Here is a 23,719-nt window from a genome sequence, read left to right on the forward strand (position 1 = left end):
TTATTCTAAAAAGCCCCCTCACATGAGGGGGCTTTTTTTATGCGCAGGGGTTATATAAAATAATAGTTACTTTTAATAAATAAATTATTATATTGATTTTTCACTTATTTAAACTTCAGCTTATGAGCTGTATTTATAAAGCAGATAAATTGATAGGGATTATTATTAAATGAAAAGACAATTAAAATATGGCATAGGTATAGGTATATCACTTTTTATTTGTACTTCAATCAGTCATGCCGCCTCAGCTCAAGAATTAATAAAAGTAGCTGAGTCACAAAAGCAGCCTTTTTTAAATACTTTAAAAACTTTAGTAAATATTGAGTCTGGTAGCCGCGATATAGAAGGGCTGAATATAATTGCCAAGCAGGTAGCGCAACAACTTAAAAATACGGGTGCTCAAGTAGAAATTATTACTAATCACGATATTTATCGTATGGATGATACGCCCGAGCAAGTGGGACCAGTTGTGAAAGCAACCCATAAAGGTAAGGGGCAAACTAATATTATGCTAATTGCGCATATGGATACAGTTTATCCGAAAGGCTCGTTAGCAAAACAGCCATTTCGTATTGAAGGTGATAAAGCATATGGCTTGGGAATCATTGATGACAAGCAGGGAGTTGCATCGATTATTCATATTCTGTCTATACTTAAAAAATTAAACTATCAGGACTACGGCACCATAACAGTATTGATGAATTCAGATGAAGAAATCAGTTCGCCAGGTTCCCGTAAACTGATTAGTAAAATTGCTCAACAGCAGGATGTCATATTTTCATTTGAGGGTGGGGGAACAGATGGAAGTTTACGCTTGGCTACCAGCGGTATTGGCGCTGCCTATTTAGAGGTTAAAGGTAAGGCCTCTCATGCGGGTGTTAAGCCTGAAGATGGGGTAAATGCATTAACTGAGCTTTCTCACCAGATATTACAGCTGCAGGATCTGTCTGATGCTAAAACAGGTTTAAAATTAAACTGGACAGTTGCTACAGCTGGCAGAACCCGTAATGTAATACCAGAAGAGGCTCAAGCCCAGGCAGATGTACGTGCCTTAGACAATGCCGATTTTAAGAAAGTTGAAAGAATATTGGCTGAGCGGATAAAAAATAAAAAATTAAAAGACAGCCAAGTGGCAGTTAAATTTGAATTGCGCCGGCCTCCTTTATCTGCAAGTGAGCAAGCTCTATCAATTGCCAAGCAGGCCCAACAAATTTATTTGCAAGAATTCAAACAGCCGTTAAATATTCTAACTGAGGCAACAGGTGGAGGGACAGATGCTGCCTTTGCTGCGCTGGATTCCAAAGCAGCAGTCATCGAAGGAATGGGAGTTTCAGGATATGGAGCCCATTCCAATCAGGCCGAATATATTCTGGTAGAAAGTATTGTTCCACGTTTATATATGGCTACTCGGCTCATTATGGATATTTCAGAGCAGAAAAATAAATAGTTTTATATAAGACTAGAGTAAAGCCATGAATTCTTATTCATGGCTTTATTTAATTTAGGACATTTAATTGTCTGCGTGCGTGCTTTAATGCTGTTCTTAATCCTTCTTCCATAGTTGGGTGATAAAATGGTTTTGCAAGTAAGCGATCAACAGTTATATTTTCGGCCATCATCCAGTTTAGCAGATGGGCAAAATGTTCAGCATTGTTTACTAATAGTTCTGCACCCAGTAATTGTTTAGTCTGTTTATCTACGTATACCTCAACTTTGCCCATATTCTTTCCTAATACGATGGCTCTTCCCTGTTTCTCATAAAAAACTTCTCCAGTCACAAATTGAGAGCCTGCTTTAACCAGTTGTTGATAACTTTTTCCAACTATAGCCATTTCTGGTTGGCTAAATACAATAGATAGGGGCGTAAATAATTTTATAGGTTGAATATGGGGGTAACTTAAACAGTTATGTACAGCAAGCTTGCCTTCTTGTGCTGCCTCATGCTGAATGGGAGTATCTGTATATGCATCGCCTACTATAAAGATAGGGTACTCTGTAAGCTGTTTGGTTTCTGGATGAACAGGAAGATTTTTAATATCTTTAAAATCAGAGTGAATCTGGTCAAGTTTTAATGTATTTAGAAGACTTTTCCTTCCGGTAGCTACTAACAAATAATCAACTTCTAAGTCTTTAAATTTTCCATTCTGCTGATAACTTAACTTTACCCCATGCTCTGTTTTTACTACCTGTTCAGGTAAGGTGTTATATAAAATACATAACTCTTTAGCAAATTCCTGCTGGGCGATTTTCTGAAGTTCTGGACTGCTTAAATTACCTATCCGCTGACTACGTGCAAATATGGTTGTTTTTACATTTAAACGTTGCATGGCTTGTGCGAGCTCAAGGGCAATTACACCGCTACCCACTACGGCCAGTGAATTGGGTAGAGTCTCGAGCTCAAAAATATCATCTGATGTAATTAAACGATCCTGAAGTTCTTTTTTCCATTTAATATCGAAGCTTGGAGTTGAGCCAACTGCAAGAATAAAGCTTTTAGCCTGATAATGCTGGCTATTCACTTCTATGGTGTTGGCATTAATAAAATGTGCCTGTCCAGAGATTTTATGAGCTTCATTCCAGCTTTTTACATCCATCAGAGTAGCTTTTACAAATTGATCTCTGAGCCGTCGTACATGTGGCATGACGTGAGCTGTATTAATCTTACTTTTAGCTTTTAAGCCAACTTCATCTGCATGATGTATGTCATGCATCCGGTTAGCTGAAGAAATCAGAACTTTACTTGGCATACAACCTACACGGGCACATGTAGTATCCCAAGAGCCATCATTGATAATTAAAATATTTTGTGTATGTTTAATTGCCTCCTTATAGGCACCGATGCCGGCTGTGCCTGCCCCAACAATAATAAGATCGTACATTTATCTACCTATTTTAAAAGATTTTTTATATTCAAGGCTTCATCATATATTGTTGTAATTTTTGGTCTGTATCTTTTGTTAAAACTAATTAAAGAAAGGTATTAATAAAGAATCAGATTGATAAAAAATGTTATTTTAAGTAAATTTCACTTATAAGTAATCAATTTTTAAATGATTTGAATTTTACAAGAAATATAGGGTCTATAAATGTCTAACTATTTAATCAAATTAAAAAAACTTGGGGTAAATATAACTCTACTCACGAGTTCAATTGTATTGGTCGCTTGTGGTGGAGGTGGAAGTGACGGATATTTTAATCAAGATGGTGGGTCTGGAAATGGGTCAGGCTCGACCGATGGGGGGACTACAGCTGAAGTTCGTATAAGTAATATTGAGCTCTATGATACTAACAATTTATTGACCCGTACCGTTACAGTGCAAGGCGCTACAGCAAAAGTTAAAGTAACTAATGCTTCTGGTCAAGCTATAAGCAGTGCTTTAGTTACTTTTTCAGGTTCAGGTGTCACATTTGGCACCACTAATAATGCTGTCTTAACTAATGCTGAAGGTGAAGCCAGTATTTCTCTTAAACCATCAAATACTACAGATACAGGAAGTCACCAGATTTCTGCCACTGTAATTTATAATGGTATATCGTCAACTTCTTCTCCCTATTATTTCACTTTACAGGCTTCTAATATAACTTTAGCTAACATGACTGCAGAAAGTACACTATTGGAATCAGGTGCTTCTACAAATATTACTTTAAAAACTCAAGATGCAGTAACAGGTATTAATCAGAACGATGTAACTGTAAACTTTAGTGCAACTTGTGGAAAATTTGAACCAAGTTCTATGGTTTCTTCAAATCAAGGCGATATTACTACAACTTATACAGCAGTTAATGCAAATGGTAACTTGTGTGAAGGTTTACAGACTATCACTGCAACTGGCAGTAATACAGCTATAAGCAATAGTATTCAAGTTAATATTGCGAACATACAGGCTAACTCAATAGTTTACAGCTCAGATCCGGTAAATCTTGGCATACAAAGAAGTGGATCTGCATCTTCTGGCCAGATTGAATATACGATTTACTCTAATGGAAAACCGGCTACCAATCAGGATGTCAGAATTGAGCTTATGCGAGGGCCAGAAGATATAAGCTTCATTACGCCAGGTAATCGCTTAACTAAAATTGTCAAAAGTAACTCATCTGGTAAAGTAATTATTAATTTATATCCAGGTAATAAACCTGGGCCTGTAGAAATCAAAGCCTCATTAGCTTTAAATTCTAATATTTTTGCACTGTCTAAAAACGTTACTATCTCTACGGGGCGTGTGACTCAAGATGGACTAAGTCTCTCAGTAGATAAAAACTCGCTTCAAAATGATGTAGATGGAGATTCTGCTACAATTGTAGCTCGTATGGTTGATAGAGTCGGTAATCCTGTACCCGATGGTACGAGCATCAGTTTCGTTGCAGAAGGCGGAAGTATAATGCCTAATTGTTCTACAGTAGGGGGCGCTTGTACTGTAAAACTGATTACCCAGAATCCTCGTCCTGCTGACAATCGTGTGACTGTGTTAGCTTATGTAGAGGGAGATAAAACCTATGAGGATTTAGATGGCGATAACTTATATACAGCTGGCATAGATAAGCTTAGCTCTAATATTGGTGACTTCTTCCGCGATGATAATGAAGATAATATCTACAATTCTAACTTGGGCGAGTTTCTTTATAAACGCGGAGCTAGTGGTACAGCTTGTACTGATTCTAAATTTGTGCAACCTAATATACCTTCTACTTGTGACAATAACTTGGATGCAGTTATTCGTCAGCAATTATTATTTGCTTTTGCTACAGATACTCCTACTATTTCTGATATTAGTCTTTCAAATACGCAGTTCTCATTCAAGCTTTTTGGTAATAGTGCTAGATCAGTTCCGATGCCTACAGGAACCACAGTTGCAGTTAAAGTTGAGGATAATACTAAAAACAATGAGTTATCATGTTCAGCTGAATTAAGAGCAGGTGGAGCGACTGTACCTAATGTATTTGACTTAAAAACACCTTCAGCTTTTAGGAATAATGAACAAGTCAATTATGAATATCGCTTAAAAGAGTGTGCTGCAGGAGACACTATTATTCTGGGTATAACAGCTCCTAATGGAAAGATCAAATCAGTAGAATATACCATCCGTTAATTAAAAATAAAAAACAGCGCCTAGGCGCTGTTTTTTTATGAATGTCAGTATCTGAAAATTAAAGTGAGGTTCCCACACTTACCCCAACAGTTGGGCGTACATTCATAGAACTGCAGCCCATCAAGGTAAGTGAACATAAAAGAACGAGTAAAATTTTATTCACGTAATAATCCCTGTTGCTTGGCCTGATTAAATAGAGCAGTCGAGCGCCCCCCACTATGACAGATCAGCAGAATCGGTTTAGGCAGGCTATTATAATAACGAGCAAACTCAACAATATCCGGCTGTGAAACTTTTACACTTTCAACAGGCTGGTAAATCAGACTGACATGAGACTTTTCTGCAACAGTCCGGAGCTGATTTACGGTTACAGGATTGCCGAGCTCACCGTCGGGCCGGTTAACAATGACTGATTTAAAACCCTGCTTGAGTAACTGCTGAAACTTTACCAAATCCATCTGTCCGGCTACGCTAACCTCTTCATTTAAAGGTTTGCTGATGGCCTGGTCAGTAACAGCAGCATTGACTGAAGAGATGGCACTTCCACACCAGCCCAGACTGAGCAGAAGGGCGCATATGTATTTAGTCATCCAGCAGGTCCATCTGTTTTGCTAATTGATAGAGGTTATTTGAGCGATTGCCAGTACGGCAGAACATTAAAATAGGTTTTGGCAGTTCATTATAGTGATTTGCAAATGTGCGCACATCAAGTTCACTGATCTGGCCAGCAACAACAGGCTGATAGACATAATCTAGGCCCGCAGCTCGAGCGGCCTCTTCAATCTGTGCACTGGTAGGCTGTTCAGCACCACCTTCCATATCTGGACGGTTATTGATGATCGATCTGAAACCTTTTTCAACTACTTGGGACACATGATCAGGGCCAATCTGGCCTGCAAAACCTACATTCTCGCTCATTTTTTTACTCCATAGACTCATAAGGAATTTATGCAGACATGATAGCATTAAGCAAGATTATGCGTCGAAATCGGTAGAAAATTAATAAATTTTTCCCAACAAAATATTAATGGATCTGATGAATATTTTTGATTGGAAGGTTTTTTAATCATATATGGGCTGAGGGCAGATTTAGAGTTTCTGTTTTTATAAAATAATACCATTTGAAAAGTCGGGCATACTCGCATTAAAATTTTCATATACATTGACTGGATGAAAATGAATGATTCTTGTATGTCCAAGCTGTAGTGCAAAAAATCGTGTACCAGAGGAAAAGCTTGATGCAGCTCCGAATTGTGGACAATGTCATGCTGCCTTGCTTCCACGAGCACCAATTGAGTTAACTGAGCAGAATTTTAGTAATTTCATGAGTCATAGTGACCTGCCTGTACTGATTGATCTATGGGCCGACTGGTGTGGGCCATGCAAAATGATGGCGCCGCATTTTGCTGAGGCTGCCAAACATAACCCGCATGTTATTTTTGCCAAGATTAATTCCGAGACTTCTCCACGCTTAAGTGCTGCATTTAATGTCAGAAGTATCCCGACCCTGGTACTGATGAATAAAACCACAGAAGTTGCTAGAATAAGTGGCGCCCTTCGATCTGCCGAGTTACAACAATGGCTGGATCAGCAACTTAAAGTCCGGAGTTAATGTGTCAGATATTAATCTAAAACCTGAAGGGGTATTGTCTCTTCAAACAATTGCTATGCCTGCTGATACCAACTGGAGCGGAGACGTGTTTGGTGGCTGGATCGTTTCACAGATGGATTTAGCTGGTGCAATTCATGCTGAACGTTTTAGTAAAGGACGATGCGCCACTATTTCGATTAACCAGATGACTTTTCTGGTACCGGTTAAAGTGGGCGATGTAATTAGCTGTTATACCAAAATTTTAAAAGTTGGTAATACTTCAATCCAGATGCAGATTGAAGTCTGGGATAGCCATGATTCATCACGGCCAGCTAAACGTGTTACAGAAGGAGTTTTTACTTTTGTCGCTGTAGACGTAAAAGGTAATAAACGCATAATTCCAGAAGAGGTTAAGCAGAAGTTTTTAGAGTCACAACAGGTTTAAAATAAAAATCCCAGACATAATCTGGGATTTTTTATAATTGTCATTAAGACGGTTTAAGCCGATCTTTAGCGACCCAGGCCCACAGCATTTCACACTGAATGGGCTCTTCACCAGACTCGTCTACCACTGAGACTGTAACGAGCGTTTCGCCTTTCTCCGAGGTTTGCATCATCTGCTGCTGTTCAGCAGACAAAGTTGCTACAGCGGTCATCGCTCCTTGAGTGGGCCGTTTAAAGTCAATTTTAAAACTTTTAATCAGTACAATAGCATTTTGAGGAACATTCATTGCAGTTACAAAACCAGTAGCAGTTTCGGCAAGAAGTGTCATGGCACAGGCATGAATCTGACCAATATGGTTCTGCATGGTATGATGATTCGCCATACTGACTACCACTTTGGATGCGGTTACTTCAAGATAACGAATCTTTGCTGTACCTACCATTGGCACCACCCGACCAAATGCTCTACTCCACAAAGTACTGCGCAGGCCTTTAGGAAGCTTTGAGGTGGTCTTGATCAGTCTGGACAAGCGATTATTATGGGCCATGAGGTTTCTCTTGCAAGCAATAGTGTCTTAATCTTTGAAGTTGTTAAATTGTAGTGGCAAGCTAAACTGCTGCTCACGCAGAAAGTTCATTACCTGCTGCAGGGTATCGCGCTTTTTGTCTGTTACACGGATTTTGTCACCCTGAATCGATGATTGCACTTTAATCCCACTTTCTTTAATGGCTTTATTAATTTTTTTTGCCGTATCTGAGTCAAGGCCATCTTTAAGTTTGATCACCTGGACTACATTTTTTCCTGAAGCAGTCGCTTTTTGGGGATCGAGTGCCTGTACATCAATTTTACGTTTATAAAAGTGATTCTCTAACATGCTATACACTTGTTCACATTGGAAATCACTTTCTGTGATAATTTTAATTTCTTTATTTTTTTCATTTAGTTCGATGGAAACATCCTGGCCGCGGAAGTCAAACCGGGTTGCAATTTCCTTTTGGGTATTTTGAACAGCGTGATTAACTTCAAATAACTCTAATTCGGATACAATATCGAAAGATGGCATGGTTTAGACCTTTACAAAGGGAAAGAATATCTGAGATGCTAGGGATGTTTTCTTCATTTGCCAAGTATTGTTTACATCAAAGGAGTGCGCAATGATCCGTAAACAAGAAATTACTACATTTGAGTTCCCAGAAAATGCTGTTATCTGGGATGTCCGTGACACAGGTGCATATGCAGAAGGTCATATTCGAGGTGCGATCAATCAGCCTATCAATGATCTGAGCGCAGAAAGCTTGTCTCAGGTAGCAGCGGATCAACCGATTTATATCCTGTGCGGTGGTGGCAGTAAAGCCCCGCGTGCGGCTGAAATGCTTGAAAGCATTGATGACTCGCGTGAATACGTGGTATTGATGGGGGGGACCCGAGCAGCACGTGATGCAGGATTGCCTTTGGAACAAGAAGGATAGAAAAAAGCGCCCCAGAGAGGGCGCTTTTTTTCAGGCTATGAGTACTGTACTGTCCAGCTTCGCACAGGCTGGTTGATTCAAGAATTTCTTTGCTGTTTTAAACGTTTTTGAAACCGTTGAGGGTTGAGCTTCTGTACTACACTGGCCGGTACAGGGCAGGCTTCTTTAAATACCAATGCGGCCAGTATTTCACTGCATAAGGGTGCATACAGAAAACCTTTAGAGCCTAAACCGGAAAAAGTATAAATTTCTGTATCAGACTCTATTTTGCCGAGCAGGGGAAAGTAATCCATAGTTTGGGCACGAATAGAGGCACGGCCCTGCCAAGCTTCTATAGGTGGTAAAGTGGCTGCATATTCTGGAAATACTTTTGCAAGAAGTTCTGCATTATGCTGATGATCCTCAGCCAGGACTTCATCATCTTCACGGCCTGGTAAGAACGAAGCGCCAAGAAGCAGATTTTCAGGATCAAATTGCAGACAATAACCGCCATAACTGATGGCTTCCTGCATATTCAGAGGTTGTACCGTATTATTGACCCAGCTTACTTGCCCTCGAATTGGCCGTAGTTTCGGGCAATTGCTGAGCAGTGATTGACTCTGTCGAGCACAGCACACCACCACATGGTCAAATTTACCCAGAGATTTACCGTTGGCATCATATAAGACGGTGTCTTGAGCTTGCGGAATAATACGTTCCACGGCTGCCTGCGCAAACTGGATCAGTGAATGTTCTAAAATCTGGTCACGTAACAGATGTGGAGAGACACCGCCAGCTTGATTAAGCCGTAGACTTTCAGACTGTGTAGAAAGCGGGTGACATTGAGCAGTTTGTACTGTAAGTAATTCATCCGGATATTGTTCTGCCAGACTCAAGAGCTGTTCGCCTTCTTTTAAAGCCATCTGGTGAATCTGTAATGGCCGGAAAGCTCTAAATTGCTGATAATAATTAAGTGCATATTGCCAAGTAACTGTCATTAAATGGGTATGACTTTTTTCGATCTGGCTGAGCTTCGGATTTAACAGGGCAAGTGGATTTCCAGAGGCACCAGCTAAAGGCGCATTGCGGTCAAACAGTTTAACCTGATGGCCACGCTGGGCAAAAGACCAGGCTACACTTAGTCCGGCAATACCTGCACCAATCACAGCGATCTGTTTTTGCCGATGAGTTGTTTTAACAGCTATTCGGGGGGGGAGTTGCCCTGAAGTCAGACTCTCTGGTTTTTCCTGCTTTTCAGTTGCAGCATCGGCAACGGACGGCTGCCAGATCGCTTTTAACATTTCACGCTTATGACCAAAACCACGTGGACGTGTAACCTGAATGCCGTGACTACGTAACCCCCGCTTGAGAACACCGGCGACGCTGAATGAAGCAAATGTAGTACCATGGTCAGATAAACGGATAATATGATTTAAAACCTGTTCTTCCCACATATCCGGATTACAAGAAGGCGCAAAGCCATCCAGAAACCAGGCATTTACAGATGCTGTCTTTTCCATAAGGGGGAACATATCATGTGCATCTCCCAGCCACAGGTCAAGGCTAAAGCGTTCTTCAGGAAATGACAGCCGGTGACAGCCTGCAATCAGTAAGGGATACTGCTGGAGCAGCTGCTCGGCTAAAGGAGCAAGTTCTGGCCAAGCTTTTAATGCACGGATCAGATCAGGTTTACCAAGCGGAAACTTCTCTACACTGACTGCATGCAGATGGCTATGATTATCAGGTCTGACCTGTTGCCAAAGTTGCCATAACGCTAGAATATTCAGTCCAGTACCAAAACCGGTTTCACCTACACAGAAATATTCAAAGTCGCTTAAGGTAGCGAGGCGTTCAGTCAAGTCATTGCCATTTAAAAAAACATGGCGTGTTTCCAGCAGACCGTTATCTTTAGAGAAATAGACATCTCCAAACTGTCGGGATACCGGTACCTCAATATTATCGATAAGTTGCCAGTCTAAAGCAGCTGTTTGAATCGGATAGGACAAACCATAAAACCCTTTATTTATGCAGAGAAAAAGTGGAAATTACCACTGACGCCGGCGCTTGGTGTATACATAACTTGCAATAAGAAAACCCATCAATACGCCTACAGCTAAAGTTGCTGCGCCGTAGAGAAACATCTGGGCACTACGTTCACTCTGTAAAACCTGAACCTGTACAGCAAGGCTATCATTTTTTAATTGCAGTTCCTGATTTTGTGCCAGCGCGTCCAGATTGGCTTTTTCCAGTTGTTGCAGGCGTATACCTTGATCTTTGATCAGTGTTTTAATCTTGGCATCTTGCAAGGCCTTATTTTTGGCGAGTTGTTCAGCTGTTAAAGGCCGGACTTCCTGAGGTTGGCCTGTAGGGGCAACTGTTGCAGCGACAGCCATAGCGGCTGGTCGGTTAGCCGTATTAGCATTTAGTGGGGCTGTTACAGGTGCAGCTGCTACAGGTTCACTGACTGCTTCAACAGCCCAGGCGGTAGAACAAAAAAATAGAATGCCCAGACAGCTTTGGACTACAACACGCATGAATTTATCCTTGAGGAAAGGCTTTATTGAAAGGCTTAATATCGATATGCGCATAAACACCAGCTTTTAGAAAAGGCTCTTCTTTAAGCCAGACATCCAGTGCTTCACGGCTATCAAACTCAACAATCATAGTACTGCCATAAAAACCTGCCTGAGGATCAGCAGGGTCTTTAGGCATCGCACCTGCTACGATCAGGCGGCCTTCGTCATTTAGCTTTTGTAACCGTTCAATGTGTTGAGGACGTGTGGCGAGACGTTTTTCAACTGTACCCTCGTGATCGGTACAGCTTAATACAAATAAAGGCATGAAATTTTTGACCTGTATGACACACCTTAAGCTTCGGGCGACTTAAAGTGTTTACGTAAGACTATGAACTGAATAATGATAAAGGAAAACATAACAATCATGTCACCAAATGCCGTAAATTCTCCCCAATATTTTCCATTCATCCAGATAAAGGCAAAGAAAATATGCAGGCAGGCCATGACTACAAACATGGCAGCCCAAGCAAAGTTCAGATTCTTCCAGCCTTTTTCGGTCAGGTTGAAAATAGGACCAAATAAACGCTGGATCAGGGGTTTACGTTCTTTACCGAAAAATGGCGACAAAAGGAAAGCTCCGGCAAAGACCAGATTCAAAATAGCTGCCTTCAGACGGATATAAAAATCATCGCTAAGCATTAAAGTGATACCACCAAAAATTACGGTCATAAACAGCACAATCCACTGCTGTTTATCCAGACGGAATTTTTGCATGACAAATAAAGCACCATACACCACCAACATGGAAATGATGAGTCCTGTGGTCGCCACCAGAATATTATTGTTATCTACACCGCCCGCAGAGCCGATCAGTTGTAAAAGTGGATGTTGGGTATCATCTGGTTCAACCGTCTTGTACAGATAAAAGAAAATAATCAGTGGAACAAAGTCCAGAAGCGCTTTCATGTTAGAGTATCAGTTCTGTTTAAATAAATAGCATAGTATAAGAGATGCACGGCATAGATTTACATACACACAGCAATATTTCTGATGGAACTTTGTCTCCAGAGGCGCTGGTGCATGCTGCTGTTGCAGCAGGTGTTCATACCTTGGCCCTTACAGATCATGACAATATGGACGGCATCCAGCGGGCTAAAGCCTGTAGCATGACACTTGAGGCTCCTTACTCACTCAGGATTATTCCTGGTGTAGAGATTTCAAGCCAGTGGTCACGCCCTGCCACCAAAAAGAGTTATGGTGTACATGTGGTCGCGCTGGGCATGCAAAATCCGGCCCCATTATTGCAAATGCTTGAGCAGCAAAAACGTATACGTGCAGCACGTGCCAGACACATTTGTCATCTGCTCACCGATATTATTCAGGTAGATATTTATGAGCAGGTTCTGGCGCTGGTTGAAGGTGAACCTGACCGGATTACCCGAACACATATTGCCAAAGCGCTGGTACAGCAACAGATTGTATCCCGGCCACAGCAGGCTTTTGACCGTTATTTAAAAGAGGGGAAAAAAGCTTTTGTAAATTTTGAAGGTCTAGGGCTGGCCGAAACCATTCAAGTTATACATGCCAGTCGTGGTTTTGCAGTTTTGGCTCATCCAACTCGTTATACCTTGTCGGCCACCAATATCCGTTATCTGGTCGAGTTATTTGCAGAGTCTGGCGGGGATGCCATCGAATTGCCACCGGCCAGTGACCCGACTTCTACTCGCCAGATGATTGACCGGCTGATTCAGCAGTATGCACTGAAAGTTTCAATTGGTAGTGATTATCATGGTGAAAACATGCCTTGGCTCAAACTGGGCAATGTACCTTCACTCCGCCCAGACCAGATTGGGATTTGGGAAAGTTTTTCGCTATAAACCTGTTTAAAGAAGATTATCGTCCTGTGCCTGAATTGGGGGAGGCGTAGGCTTACCTAAAGTGCCGAGCAGTTCAATTTCAATCAGTCGTACCATTGAGTCTAGCGGTAAGTCATTACTTTGGGTGCCAAACGGTTCTTCAAGTTCTGTACTCAGTGCGTCAAGCCCCAGGAATGTATAGGCCAGCAGCCCGACCAGAAATGGGGTAAGCAAACCTAAAGTCTGGCCCAGACTAAAAGGCAGCAAGAAACAGAAACAATAAACAGTACGGTTAAGCAAAACCGAATAGGCAAACGGAAGAGGCGTATTGGCAATCCGGTCGCAACCAGTCTGGACCTCACTCAGTGCTGCTACATTTTGATTCATCTGTGTATAGATGATGTCGGAAATTTCGCCTTCTTTTAAAGCCAGCAACAGTTCCCACTGAATCAGGCTCAAAGTATACTGCGGCGCATTATGGTGCTGATAAAGCTGGGTCAGTGCCTGTTGTGACATACCGCTGGTCTGCAAAAGTTCAGTAGGATTAGCAGTCTGATGACGCAAACGGTCACGTAATACATTGGCAAATACAATGACGTGCTGAATAATACGTTCACGACGTGCCTGTGGCAGTACACGGCAGTCACGGTCAAAATGGCGGGCATTGGCAATCAGAATACCCCAGAGACGCCGGGCTTCCCACCAACGGTCATAACAGGCGGTATTTTTGAAACCCAGAAAGATCGAAAGTACTACTCCAATTAAAGTAAAACCGGCTAAAGGAACTTCCGGAAAGCGATACAGATCAATATATTCAATTCCGCCTACAATGGCTGAGATGAGCATAACAATCCCAAGCGGCGGCAGAATTTTAGGTAGAATTGTACCGCGCCAAGAAAATAATAACTTTAAAACATCGGGTTGCTCGCGGACAATCATATCTGCTAAAACGTCACTGGGTTTAAGCTGATCTTTACGGCTTCAACCAGCTTTGTCAACCTTATTCTCGACCTGTTCTGAAGTATTGAATAAGCCCTGCTCAGCAAAGGAAAAACTGCATTCTGGAGAGATAATAAAATGATCAAGCAGGACAATTTCTACTAACTTACAGGCCTGAGATAATTGCCGTGTAAGTTCCAGATCAGCCGGTGAAGGTTGTGGCTGTCCAAAAGGATGGTTATGTGCAATAACCAGATGACAAGCATGCTGTTTTAAGGCATAGCGCAAAATCTGGTTGATAGATACGGCACAATGATTCAGTGAACCAAAAAATAATTTCTTGAAACTGAGCTTGCGCAGGTCATTATCCAGACAGAGCACTGCAAAAACTTCCTGCCGTTCTCCCAGCAGTTCGTAACGTAAATAGTCTAACACCTGAGCTGAAGAGTTAAGCTCGAGCTGGGGCTGGTGGAAATATTGCTGGAGGTAACGCCGTCCTAACTCTTTAACTGCCATGAGTTGTGAATATTTACTAGGTCCCATGCCATGGAACTGGCTTAGGTCACTTAGTTCGGCATCAAATACCGGACTCAGGCCACCAAAATGCTGAATCATCTGTCGTGCCAGCTCCACTGCTGAATGCTGTCTAGAACCGGAACGCAGGAAAATGGCCAGAAGTTCTGCATCGGAAAGGCTTTGTGCTCCTTGCTGTAATAGCCGCTCTCTGGGCCGTTCCTGTTCCGGCCAATGCTTGATTGAATTTTGCATAATAGTTCACTTTTCTTGTTTATTTTCGTTTTTATATTTCCAGCCGAGAGGCTTGGGTCAGCAGATATTTAATGCTATTGTGAGCGGCACTGCAACAGAGGATTACTGTTCGTGAGCTTTGATTTAAGTGTAATTTCAAATAAAAATATTATTGTCGCTGTCACGGGCGGAATCGCCGCCTATAAATCTGCTATTCTGGTCCGCCGGCTAAAAGACTATGGTTTTAATGTCAGAGTAGTGATGACGCATGGTGCCCAGGCTTTTATCACACCGCTGACTTTCCAGGCCCTCTCAGGTAATCCGGTATATACTGAACTTTTAGACCCTGAAGCTGAAGCAGGAATGGGGCATATTGAACTGGCACGCTGGGCAGATCTGGTTCTGGTTGCACCCGCCAGCTGCGATACACTGGCAAAATTCGCTGCCGGTCTTGCCGATGATTTGCTGAGTACCTTATATCTGGCGACTAAAGCTCCAGTCTGGGTAGCGCCAGCAATGAACCAGCAAATGTGGGCAGCAAAAGCTACACAACGAAATCTGGCGACACTGGTTGAAGATGGTGTTCATGTGGTTATGCCAGAAGCAGGTGCTCAGGCTTGTGGTGATGTCGGACTTGGTCGCATGCCGGAACCAGAAGATCTGGCCCGTCAGGTTAAAGACTATTTTCATAAAGCCCAGCGTGCCATTGCTGAAAAATTTGGTCTTCTGGCCAGCAAACATGTGGTCATTACAGCAGGTCCGACCCGCGAAGCGATTGACCCGGTACGCTATATTTCTAACCATAGTACCGGAAAGATGGGTTTTGCTCTGGCCGCGGCCTGCTATGCAGCAGGAGCTAGAGTTACCTTAATTGCTGGCCCGGTAAGTCTGGATACGCCTAATGGGGTAAGACGCATTAATGTATCTTCAGCAGTTCAGATGTTAGAACACAGTATGCAGATGCTGGAAGAAGGCTGTGATATTTTTATCGCCACCGCAGCTGTTGCCGATTATCGTGTAGCAGAAGTTGCTGAGCATAAAATCAAGAAAGCCGGCGATGAGCTGAATGTTTCCCTGATTAAGAATCCCGATATTGTGGCAACTATTGCCCAGCAGCAAAAGCGCCCATTTATGGTCGGTTTTGCAGCAGAAACCCGTAATGTAGAAGAGTATGCAGCTGGGAAGCTGATTGCGAAAAAGCTGGATATGATCGCTTGTAATGATGTATCACGGAATGACATCGGTTTTGCTTCCGATGAAAATGCCATGATTGTATTTTTTGCCGAGCAGTATCATCTGCAAAAACGTGAGCTGGAAAAGGCGTCTAAGCAGGAAATTGCCCAGCAGCTGGTTGAGGCTGTCGCTGATGCACTGCATCAAAATGCCGCTGTATCCTGATGTATAAAAAACAGTTAATAAAAAAGACCGCAGATTGCGGTCTTTTTTTTACAGGCTGGTAATTAAGCCTGACCTTCAGCATCGGCAGCCCGTTGCATATTAGCTTCAAACTCGGCATCAAAGTTGATTGGAGTTAAAAGCAATTGCGGGAAGCTACCTTTAGTAACCATATCATTTACAGCTTCACGCAGGAACGGAAATAGGATATTCGGGCAATAAGCACCCAGAATGTAAGGAAGACGCTCTTCCTCAACATTATCTACCAAAAAAATGCCTGACTGGGTTACATCGACAATAAACGCAGTATCGCCGGCATTGTTCGCTTGAACTACTACTTTGAGTGAAACCTCAAAATGAGTCGGATCAATTTTCTCTGCGGAAGAGGATAAATTGATATTCAGTTCAGGCTGCCATTCTTTAGTAAATACTTGTGCCCCTGGTACTTCAAAAGAAATATCCTTAGTATAAATACGCTCTAAGGCAAGTTGTGGTTGAGTTTGTTGTTCTTCACTCATTCTTTATATCCTTGATATGGAAACGGGTTAAGCTAAAAGACTATCGAGTTTACCTTCGCGCTCAAGAGCATAGAGCTGATCAAAACCACCGATAAACTGATCTTTAATAAAAATTTGTGGAACAGTACGATGATTAGTGCGCTGCATCAACTCCACACGTACTTCAGGTGCTTCATTTGATAAGTTAATTTCTTTGTATGCTACACCTTTACGCTCAAGAAGCTGTTTAGCACGTACACAGTACGGGCAGAAGGTGGTTGAGTAAATTGTTACTTCAGCAGCCATAAAATATCTCCTTAAGCTTTGGTGGTTTTATTACCTTTTACCAAGGGTAAACCTTGGGCTTTCCAGTTGCTAATGCCACCGTCGAGACGGTAACTGTCATTATGTCCAACTTTCTGTAGCGCACTACCTGCAACCTGACCCAGATTGCAGATAAAAACTAAAGGACGTTCTGTCGCTTTTAATTCATCAACATGATTGGCGATCTGGCTATAAGGGATATTTCGACTACCACTAATATGGCCTTCACGAAAATCTTTAGCATCACGCAGATCGATCAGCATGGCATTTTTTGCCTTGACCAGAATTCCAAGTGACTGCGGTGAAATTTTGCGGCCATTTCGCTGTCCTTCAAAAATGAAAAACAACACCAGCAAAACCCCTAACGTACCAAACAAAAAGGGGTGATTCCCCATAAATTCAAGCCAACGTTCCACAAGTCACCTAATTCAAATCAAAACTGATCTAGAGTATATCGTATATATATGGTGATCAAAATCATCCCTTCAAGGGATGGGCTTTAGAAAACCGTAATAAAACTAATTTTTTTGCTGAGCTTCAGCAATCTCATCCTGCAAGCGTAAATAGCTTTCCAGACGACGGGGCAGAATTTCTCCATTCTTCGCCGCCTCTCTAAGCGCACAATGTTTTTCATGTGTGTGAGTACAGTTACGGAACTGACAGTGCCCCAATAGATTTTCAATTTCAGGAAAACCGCGCTGAACCTTATCTGCATCCAGATGCCACAGGCCAAATTCACGAATTCCAGGCGAATCAATCAATGCGCCGCTAGTTCCAAAACGGATTAAACGCGTAGAAGTAGTCGTGTGCTGACCTAAAGCAGAATTCTCGGAAATTATATTGGTTTTCTGAGAGGCATCAGGAACAATTGCATTGATCAGGGAACTCTTTCCTACACCAGACTGGCCTACAAATGCGACAGTTTCACCATCCAGGCGTTGTGCCAAAGCAGACAGATCACCTTTAGACTGTGTTTGCATGACTTCATAACCCAGTGCTTCATATTCGGACACTAGCTGTAAAATAGGATCATTCTGACTGAGCAGATCAGTTTTGTTGAGTACTAGAAGCGCAGGTATCTCGGCATCTGCACATGCAACTAAATAGCGGTCAATTAGCATCGGGGCCGGTTCTGGCAAGACAGCAAAAACGACTACGATTAGAGAAATATTAGCTGCAACCGGTTTGACCTTATGATAGCGATCCGGACGGGTGAGTAAGGAAGATCGCGAATGAATCGCTGTGATAATACCTAAACCGGTATTGGGGTCGGCTTGCCATTTGACCCGGTCTCCTGTAACCAGTAATTCTAGATTGGTACGGGTATGGCAGCGCCAGATACTGCCCAGTTCCACTGGTTTCCAGAATGGCTCCGGTTCACCTGGCTGGGTCACAGGTTGTGGCGGATGTTCAACAGGAACAGACAAGGCTTCCACTTCAAGCTGGCGGCCATAATGCTGTACCACCAGACCTTCAAGGTCATTTGAAGTATCGATTTCTTCCTGACGTGTTTTTTGCTGTTTCTGAATCCGGCGTTGCTGTTGTTCAGTCAAGCGACGTTTACGAATTAATGCCATTCATATCCTGAGAAAAACCACCTGTTAAGGATGGCAAAAATAGCATGAAGCGGGGTTGAAGTTACAGCCAAGATACAAGAAATTTGCTACTATTATTACTTTCCAAGTACATTAAGATGGTCTTTCATGAGTAGTACCCCAGATACACGGTTAATTTGGATTGACCTGGAAATGACCGGTTTAGATACCGATAACGATCAGATTATTGAAATTGCAACAATTATTACAGATGATCATTTAAATATTCTGGCTGAAGGTCCGGTACTGGCTATTCACCAGTCTGATCAGGTCTTAAATGCAATGGATGAGTGGAATACTCGCCAGCATGGACAATCGGGTCTGATTCAGCGTGTACGTCGTAGTACTTTAACTGCTCTTGAAGCAGAACAGCAGACGATAGATTTTCTAAAAAAATGGGTTAACCCGAAAACTTCACCAATGTGTGGTAACTCGATCTGTCAGGATCGCCGTTTTCTGCACCGGTTAATGCCAGAACTGGAACAATTCTTTCATTACCGTAATCTGGATGTTTCTTCAGTCAAGGAACTGGCGAAACGCTGGCGGCCAGAAATTATGAGTGGCCTTAAAAAGCAGGCATCGCATCTGGCAATGGATGACATTCGTGACTCAATCCGTGAATTGAAATATTATCGCGAGTATTTCTTTATTACACATGATAACCAGCATTAAGATATTTTTAGACTCAAATATGCTGCTGAATAGAAATATCAGTCATAAAAAAACGCCTGAATTTACAGGCGTTTTTTTAGATATTGAATCAGGATTGTGATGTAAAGAACTCTTCACTAAATTCCATCACCAGGTCAGAGCCAGCATTAATCTTGGCAATACGCATAGACAGTTCAGGTAAGATGCGCTGTACAAAATAATGTGCCAAGGTCAGTTTGTTCTGGTAAAACTCACCAGATTTATCTTTTGCTGCCGCTGCAATACGTGCAAACATATAACTGAAGCTGAGCAGGCCAACTGCATGCAGGAAGTCAACTGCAACAGAGTTAGAGAAATCTGGTTTTTCTGATGCCTGTTCAATGATAAAACGACTTACCGCTTCAATATCAGTTGCCGCGTCTAGTGTTGCATCTTTAATGAAGTTGAGATGAGTATCCATATTGTTGGCAAAATCACGGATCTCTGCAATGTACTCTTCCAGGAAAGCACCATTATTTTTTATCAGCTTACGGCCAATCAGATCTTGTGACTGTACACCATTGGTGCCTTCATAGATCTGGGCAATACGCAGATCACGAACACATTGTTCCATACCCCATTCGCGAATATAACCGTGCCCGCCTAAAACCATTTGTGCATCCAGAGTTGCCTGGAATGCCGTATCCGTTAAATATGCTTTAGCAATTGGAGTGAGCAGGGCCACGCGATCATTGGCTTTTTTCACAGCTTCAGGGTCAGTAGAGAACTTGGTAATGTCCAGTTGCTGACCTACATACACCGCAAATGCACGTGATGCTTCACTGTTAGCACGAACATTAAGCAGCATACGGCGTACATCGCCATGAACCAGAATACTGTCGGCAACCTTGTTGGGTGATTTTATACCTGAGGCGCTACGACCTTGAATACGGTCAGTGGCATACTGGGCTGCATTCTGGTAGGCGAACTCGGAAGCTCCGATACCTTGAATGCCCATTGACAGACGTTCATAGTTCATCATAACGAACATGGCTGCCAGGCCTTCATTCTCTTTACCAACAATAAAGCCTTTAGCGCCATCAAAATTCATTACACAGGTAGCGGAGGCTTTAATACCCATCTTATGTTCAATAGAGCCTGGTCCGACAGGGTTACGTTCACCTAGACTGCCATCTTCATTGACCAGAAATTTTGGAACAATAAAGAGCGAAATACCGCGTGAACCAGCAGGGGCATCCGGAGTTTTTGCCAATACCAGATGAATAATATTATCACTCAGGTCATGGTCACCACCGGTAATGAAAATTTTGGTACCGGTAATACTGTAACTGCCATCTTCATTTCGTTCTGCTTTGGTTTTAATAATACCCAAATCAGTGCCCGCATGCGGCTCAGTCAGACACATGGTCCCTGACCATTCACCTGAATAGATTTTTGGCAGATAGGTTTCTTTTTGTTCCTGCGAAGCATAACTGTTAAGTGCCATACCTGCACCTACAGAAAGCAGGGGATAGAGCATGAATGCCGGATTGGTCGCAAACAGCATTTCATCTGCCAATACAGTCAGCATTTTTGGCATTGCCTGACCGCCCCATTCTTCATCGGCGCCCAAGCCAATCCAGCCACCTTCTGCATATTGGCGAAAAGCTTCCTTATAGCCCGCAGGAGTAGTGACTGCACTATTATTATATTGTGCACCTTCTTCATCACCACTGCGGTTTAATGGCAGAGTCACGTTCTGTGCAAACTTGGCCATTTCTTCAAGAATTGCTTCAGCAGTTGCTGCATCTACATGGTTTAGGTTTTCATTGGCTTGCCAGAATTGTTCTGCCTGAAAGACATCATTCAGAATAAAGCGCATATCTGCAAGAGGTGCATTATAAATTGGCATAGTTCACCTGTTTATTGTTCGAATCAGTAGATTTTAATCAAGTTAAGTAAAGTGCCGTTATACCTTAACCGATTACGTACCAGATTTTGAGTATTTGATAAAAGAAAAGGACTGTCCAGAATAATGCTGTGCAGTCCTTTCCCATGAAAACTTGCTATAACAATGTTTTGTTAGAAGACGAAATGTTCAGCATCAAGTGCCATGAGTGAATCAAGGCCGCCTGCGATTACGTCAACATGTGAGCGTACACGTGGCAGGATTTTCTTGAAGTAGAACCGTGCAGTGGTAATTTTGGCATTGTAGAAATCAACTTCTGTACTGCCAGCTGCCAGCTGCTGCTGAGCCAGAAGCGCCATACGTGCCCACAGGTAAGCCAGTGTTACATAGCCCGAGAAGTACATGTAGTCAACTGCTGCTGCACCTACTTCATCCGGATTTTGCATTGCTTTCATACCAATTTGCATAGTCAGCTCACCCCACTCTTTATTGAGTTTGGCAAGTGGCTCGATGAACTCGGCAAGTTCTGCATTGTCTTTGTTGGCTTCGGCAAATTTATGAATGATCTTGGTGAAATCTTTCAGCATGGCGCCTTGAGTGCCCAGCACTTTACGGCCTAGCAGGTCAAGAGCCTGGATTTCAGTAGTTCCTTCGTACAGGCAGGCAATACGGGTATCACGTACAATCTGTTCCATACCATGTTCAGAAATGAAACCATGACCGCCATACACCTGAATACCTTTATTTGCAGCTTCCAGACCGGTTTCAGTCAGGAATGCCTTAGCGATTGGGGTAAGAAGTGACAGGATATTGTCGGAGAATTTACGCTCTTCTTCAGTTGCGCCTTTTTCAACAACATCAGCATGCTGGGCCAGCAGATAAACCAGTGCACGGCCACCTTCGGCAAATGCTTTCTGAGTCATCAGCATGTTACGTACTGCCGGGTGAACAATAATTGGATCAGCTTCTTTTTCTGGGGCTTTAGGGCCAGAAAGCGAACGCATCGCCAGACGGTCTTTTGCATATACAATAGACCCTTGGAACGCTGACTCAGATGCAGCCAGACCTTGTACTGCCGTGCCAATACGTGCCGTGTTCATGAATGTGAACATACAGTTCAGGCCGCGGTTTTCAGGACCGATCAGGTAACCGGTTGCGCGATCAAAATTGATAACGCAGGTGGCATTACCATGAATTCCCATTTTATGTTCAATTGAACCACAACGCACGGCATTACGCTCGCCAACTGAACCATCAGCATTCACATTGAATTTTGGCACAATAAACAGGGAAATACCTTTGGTACCTTTAGGCGCGCCAGGCAAGCGGGCAAGAACAATATGAATAATATTTTCTGCCATGTCGTGTTCGCCGGCAGAAATAAAGATTTTTTCGCCAGAGATTGCATAGCTGCCATCAGCATTTGGTTCAGCTTTGGTACGAATAATACCCAGATCAGAACCTGCATGTGACTCGGTCAGGCACATGGTACCCGTCCATTCACCTGATACCAGTTTCGGCAGATAGGTCTCTTTTTGTTCATCAGAACCATGATGCTCAAGAGTACGCACTGCACCATGAGACAGACCCGGGTACATGCCCCAAGCCCAGTTAGAACTACCTACCATCTCAGAAATAGCAATGCCCAGCGAGTTTGGCAGGCCCTGACCGCCGTATTGCTCTTCAGCAGAAAGAGATGGGAAGCCGAGTTCGATATATTTTTGATAAGCTTCTTTAAAGCCGGTTGGTGTAGTTACTACACCATCATTCCAGCTACAGCCTTCACGGTCACCAATCTGGTTTAACGGAGAGAGTTCGTTTTCACAAAAGTCTGCAGCCGCTTCAAGATACTGATCTACTAAATCACGGCTTACATTTTCCTGAAAAGCCGGTAATTTTGCATAATGTTCTTCGGCATTTAACAGTTCATGCAGAACAAATTGCATATCACGTAAGGGCGCTTTGTATTGTGGCATATCGGGTTCCTCAATACTGGTTAAACCAGATTTATAATCCTAATAAACGATTTACGTGCCAGCAGCGACACATATATTTGTACGCTTACATCGTGCAATAAGTTGCACCACCACACAAGCGTCGAAGGGGTATTGTTGGTGACTGTAAAGTCAAAGAAAAGACTCTTGAAAAATCTAACCTGTTTGAGTGTAAACAGTTTTTATTATTTTAAGCTGACACAAATAGTCAAAATCGTAAGGGAATATGTATGGTATGAGGCAAGGAATTAAATAAAAAAGACACCCAAAGGTGTCTTTAATAGTTTTACTTTCATGCTACCGGTTTAGCAGCAGGCTGCGGTGTTAATGGCTGAGCAGTTGAAGGCTGGGGCGCCACTGTTGCTGTCCGTTTAGGCTTAAAGCGCATTTCACAGGTGCCTTCAATGGTTTTGTCGGCCATTTTGAGCTGAACGGTTTGTCCGGCAGGCTTACCTGCACAGGCCTGCTGAAGCTGCTGATAATGCATCTGCCGTTCAGCACGGCGCTTATCCCACTCTGCACGTTGTTCCGGTGTCATATTCCGGTGATGGCGTTTCATATGATGGCCTCTATCACCATCTTTGTGCATCATTGGGTGATGTGGTTTATCTTGTGGAGCTGTAGAGGATTGACAGGCAGTCAGGCCTATAACAGCAGTCAACGCTGTACCCAATAATCCGGCCTTGATTAAAGATTTCATTATTACTCCTGAGCCAACTGTATTTACCAATAGCTTAAGATTAAAT

General features: G+C 42.7%; 26 protein-coding genes. 8 read left to right on the forward strand and 18 right to left on the reverse strand.

Features of this window, described 5'->3' with window-relative positions; all coding sequences use genetic code 11:
• Window positions 1–169: 169 nt before the first annotated feature.
• Complete coding sequence (locus B3X18_RS05790; RefSeq protein ID WP_005021312.1) at window positions 170–1,447, forward strand: M20/M25/M40 family metallo-hydrolase; 1,278 nt, start codon at window positions 170–172, stop codon at window positions 1,445–1,447.
• A 49-nt stretch (window positions 1,448–1,496) separates the two neighbouring features.
• On the opposite strand, the gene B3X18_RS05795 is transcribed toward B3X18_RS05790, so the two are convergent.
• Window positions 1,497–2,879: a dihydrolipoyl dehydrogenase gene (locus tag B3X18_RS05795; protein WP_005021313.1), complete on the reverse strand. Its 1,383-nt coding sequence runs from the start codon at window positions 2,877–2,879 to the stop codon at window positions 1,497–1,499.
• Between the two features lie 207 nt (window positions 2,880–3,086).
• Between B3X18_RS05795 and B3X18_RS05800 the strand changes: the two genes are divergently transcribed.
• Entirely contained in the window at window positions 3,087–5,087 is a 2,001-nt protein-coding gene (locus tag B3X18_RS05800; RefSeq protein ID WP_005021314.1) for an Ig-like domain-containing protein, read from the forward strand.
• A 155-nt stretch (window positions 5,088–5,242) separates the two neighbouring features.
• Here B3X18_RS05800 and B3X18_RS05805 read toward each other — a convergent pair whose 3' ends face one another.
• Both B3X18_RS05805 and B3X18_RS05810 read right to left on the reverse strand, forming a co-directional pair.
• On the reverse strand, window positions 5,243–5,677 hold the full coding sequence (locus tag B3X18_RS05805; RefSeq protein ID WP_005021315.1) for a beta-lactamase hydrolase domain-containing protein: 435 nt from the start codon (window positions 5,675–5,677) through the stop codon (window positions 5,243–5,245).
• Window positions 5,670–6,005 (reverse strand): TIGR01244 family sulfur transferase, encoded by a 336-nt coding sequence (locus B3X18_RS05810; RefSeq protein WP_005018435.1) that lies wholly within the window; start codon window positions 6,003–6,005, stop codon window positions 5,670–5,672. The genes B3X18_RS05805 and B3X18_RS05810 overlap by 8 nt, the downstream gene beginning before the upstream one ends.
• A gap of 262 nt (window positions 6,006–6,267) precedes the next feature.
• Between B3X18_RS05810 and trxC the strand changes: the two genes are divergently transcribed.
• Together trxC and B3X18_RS05820 are read left to right on the forward strand one after the other, a co-directional pair.
• A complete protein-coding gene (trxC, locus tag B3X18_RS05815) occupies window positions 6,268–6,699 on the forward strand; it encodes a thioredoxin TrxC (RefSeq protein ID WP_005021316.1) in 432 nt (143 codons plus the stop codon).
• 55 nt (window positions 6,700–6,754) lie between these two features.
• A complete protein-coding gene (locus tag B3X18_RS05820; RefSeq protein WP_171071758.1) occupies window positions 6,755–7,123 on the forward strand; it encodes an acyl-CoA thioesterase in 369 nt (122 codons plus the stop codon).
• Between the two features lie 43 nt (window positions 7,124–7,166).
• Here the strand turns inward: B3X18_RS05820 and B3X18_RS05825 are convergent, their stop codons facing one another.
• Complete coding sequence (locus B3X18_RS05825; RefSeq protein WP_005021319.1) at window positions 7,167–7,670, reverse strand: DUF4442 domain-containing protein; 504 nt, start codon at window positions 7,668–7,670, stop codon at window positions 7,167–7,169.
• 27 nt (window positions 7,671–7,697) lie between these two features.
• Window positions 7,698–8,186: a YajQ family cyclic di-GMP-binding protein gene (locus B3X18_RS05830; RefSeq protein WP_034671053.1), complete on the reverse strand. Its 489-nt coding sequence runs from the start codon at window positions 8,184–8,186 to the stop codon at window positions 7,698–7,700.
• Window positions 8,187–8,277: 91 nt separating this feature from the next.
• Here B3X18_RS05830 and B3X18_RS05835 point away from each other — a divergent pair, with 91 nt between their 5' ends.
• Entirely contained in the window at window positions 8,278–8,592 is a 315-nt protein-coding gene (locus B3X18_RS05835; protein WP_005018447.1) for a rhodanese-like domain-containing protein, read from the forward strand.
• A 77-nt stretch (window positions 8,593–8,669) separates the two neighbouring features.
• On the opposite strand, the gene mnmC is transcribed toward B3X18_RS05835, so the two are convergent.
• Genes mnmC through B3X18_RS05855 form a run of 4 tightly spaced genes read right to left on the reverse strand, consistent with a single transcriptional unit; the run spans window position 8,670 to window position 12,053 of the window.
• Entirely contained in the window at window positions 8,670–10,577 is a 1,908-nt protein-coding gene (gene mnmC, locus B3X18_RS05840; RefSeq protein ID WP_005021323.1) for an FAD-dependent 5-carboxymethylaminomethyl-2-thiouridine(34) oxidoreductase MnmC, read from the reverse strand.
• A 39-nt stretch (window positions 10,578–10,616) separates the two neighbouring features.
• Window positions 10,617–11,105 (reverse strand): hypothetical protein, encoded by a 489-nt coding sequence (locus B3X18_RS05845; protein ID WP_005018451.1) that lies wholly within the window; start codon window positions 11,103–11,105, stop codon window positions 10,617–10,619.
• A gap of 4 nt (window positions 11,106–11,109) precedes the next feature.
• Window positions 11,110–11,412, reverse strand: coding sequence for a YciI family protein (locus B3X18_RS05850; protein ID WP_005018454.1), 303 nt, complete (start codon window positions 11,410–11,412; stop codon window positions 11,110–11,112).
• A gap of 26 nt (window positions 11,413–11,438) precedes the next feature.
• Entirely contained in the window at window positions 11,439–12,053 is a 615-nt protein-coding gene (locus B3X18_RS05855; RefSeq protein WP_005018456.1) for an inner membrane-spanning protein YciB, read from the reverse strand.
• A gap of 44 nt (window positions 12,054–12,097) precedes the next feature.
• Here B3X18_RS05855 and B3X18_RS05860 point away from each other — a divergent pair, with 44 nt between their 5' ends.
• Window positions 12,098–12,964 (forward strand): PHP domain-containing protein, encoded by an 867-nt coding sequence (locus B3X18_RS05860; protein ID WP_005021326.1) that lies wholly within the window; start codon window positions 12,098–12,100, stop codon window positions 12,962–12,964.
• A 6-nt stretch (window positions 12,965–12,970) separates the two neighbouring features.
• Here the strand turns inward: B3X18_RS05860 and B3X18_RS05865 are convergent, their stop codons facing one another.
• Together B3X18_RS05865 and radC are read right to left on the reverse strand one after the other, a co-directional pair.
• A complete protein-coding gene (locus B3X18_RS05865; RefSeq protein ID WP_005018461.1) occupies window positions 12,971–13,882 on the reverse strand; it encodes a bestrophin family protein in 912 nt (303 codons plus the stop codon).
• Window positions 13,883–13,924: 42 nt separating this feature from the next.
• Window positions 13,925–14,650 carry a RadC family protein gene (gene radC / locus B3X18_RS05870; protein WP_005021340.1) on the reverse strand — a complete coding sequence of 242 codons (726 nt, stop codon included), beginning with the start codon at window positions 14,648–14,650 and terminating at the stop codon, window positions 13,925–13,927.
• A gap of 111 nt (window positions 14,651–14,761) precedes the next feature.
• Between radC and coaBC the strand changes: the two genes are divergently transcribed.
• Window positions 14,762–16,027 (forward strand): bifunctional phosphopantothenoylcysteine decarboxylase/phosphopantothenate--cysteine ligase CoaBC, encoded by a 1,266-nt coding sequence (coaBC, locus tag B3X18_RS05875; protein ID WP_005021342.1) that lies wholly within the window; start codon window positions 14,762–14,764, stop codon window positions 16,025–16,027.
• A gap of 62 nt (window positions 16,028–16,089) precedes the next feature.
• Here the strand turns inward: coaBC and secB are convergent, their stop codons facing one another.
• The 4 genes from secB to rsgA form a co-directional block, all read right to left on the reverse strand.
• On the reverse strand, window positions 16,090–16,542 hold the full coding sequence (gene secB / locus B3X18_RS05880) for a protein-export chaperone SecB (RefSeq protein ID WP_005018466.1): 453 nt from the start codon (window positions 16,540–16,542) through the stop codon (window positions 16,090–16,092).
• 27 nt (window positions 16,543–16,569) lie between these two features.
• On the reverse strand, window positions 16,570–16,827 hold the full coding sequence (grxC, locus tag B3X18_RS05885) for a glutaredoxin 3 (protein ID WP_005018469.1): 258 nt from the start codon (window positions 16,825–16,827) through the stop codon (window positions 16,570–16,572).
• An 11-nt stretch (window positions 16,828–16,838) separates the two neighbouring features.
• A complete protein-coding gene (locus tag B3X18_RS05890; protein ID WP_005018472.1) occupies window positions 16,839–17,261 on the reverse strand; it encodes a rhodanese-like domain-containing protein in 423 nt (140 codons plus the stop codon).
• 102 nt (window positions 17,262–17,363) lie between these two features.
• Window positions 17,364–18,422, reverse strand: a complete 1,059-nt coding sequence (gene rsgA / locus B3X18_RS05895; RefSeq protein WP_005021343.1) for a small ribosomal subunit biogenesis GTPase RsgA — start codon at window positions 18,420–18,422, stop codon at window positions 17,364–17,366.
• 126 nt (window positions 18,423–18,548) lie between these two features.
• On the opposite strand from rsgA, the gene orn reads away from it, so the two are divergent.
• Complete coding sequence (orn, locus tag B3X18_RS05900) at window positions 18,549–19,112, forward strand: oligoribonuclease (protein WP_005018477.1); 564 nt, start codon at window positions 18,549–18,551, stop codon at window positions 19,110–19,112.
• Between the two features lie 88 nt (window positions 19,113–19,200).
• Here orn and B3X18_RS05905 read toward each other — a convergent pair whose 3' ends face one another.
• The 3 genes from B3X18_RS05905 to B3X18_RS05915 form a co-directional block, all read right to left on the reverse strand.
• On the reverse strand, window positions 19,201–20,982 hold the full coding sequence (locus B3X18_RS05905; protein ID WP_005021344.1) for an acyl-CoA dehydrogenase C-terminal domain-containing protein: 1,782 nt from the start codon (window positions 20,980–20,982) through the stop codon (window positions 19,201–19,203).
• Between the two features lie 170 nt (window positions 20,983–21,152).
• Entirely contained in the window at window positions 21,153–22,955 is a 1,803-nt protein-coding gene (locus B3X18_RS05910) for an acyl-CoA dehydrogenase C-terminal domain-containing protein (RefSeq protein ID WP_034671055.1), read from the reverse strand.
• A 310-nt stretch (window positions 22,956–23,265) separates the two neighbouring features.
• Window positions 23,266–23,673: a hypothetical protein gene (locus B3X18_RS05915; RefSeq protein ID WP_005021349.1), complete on the reverse strand. Its 408-nt coding sequence runs from the start codon at window positions 23,671–23,673 to the stop codon at window positions 23,266–23,268.
• Window positions 23,674–23,719 lie beyond the last annotated feature (46 nt).

The sequence above is a fragment of the Acinetobacter sp. UBA6571 genome, from assembly GCF_002434085.1.
GTDB classification, from domain to species: Bacteria; Pseudomonadota; Gammaproteobacteria; order Pseudomonadales; family Moraxellaceae; genus Acinetobacter; species Acinetobacter radioresistens.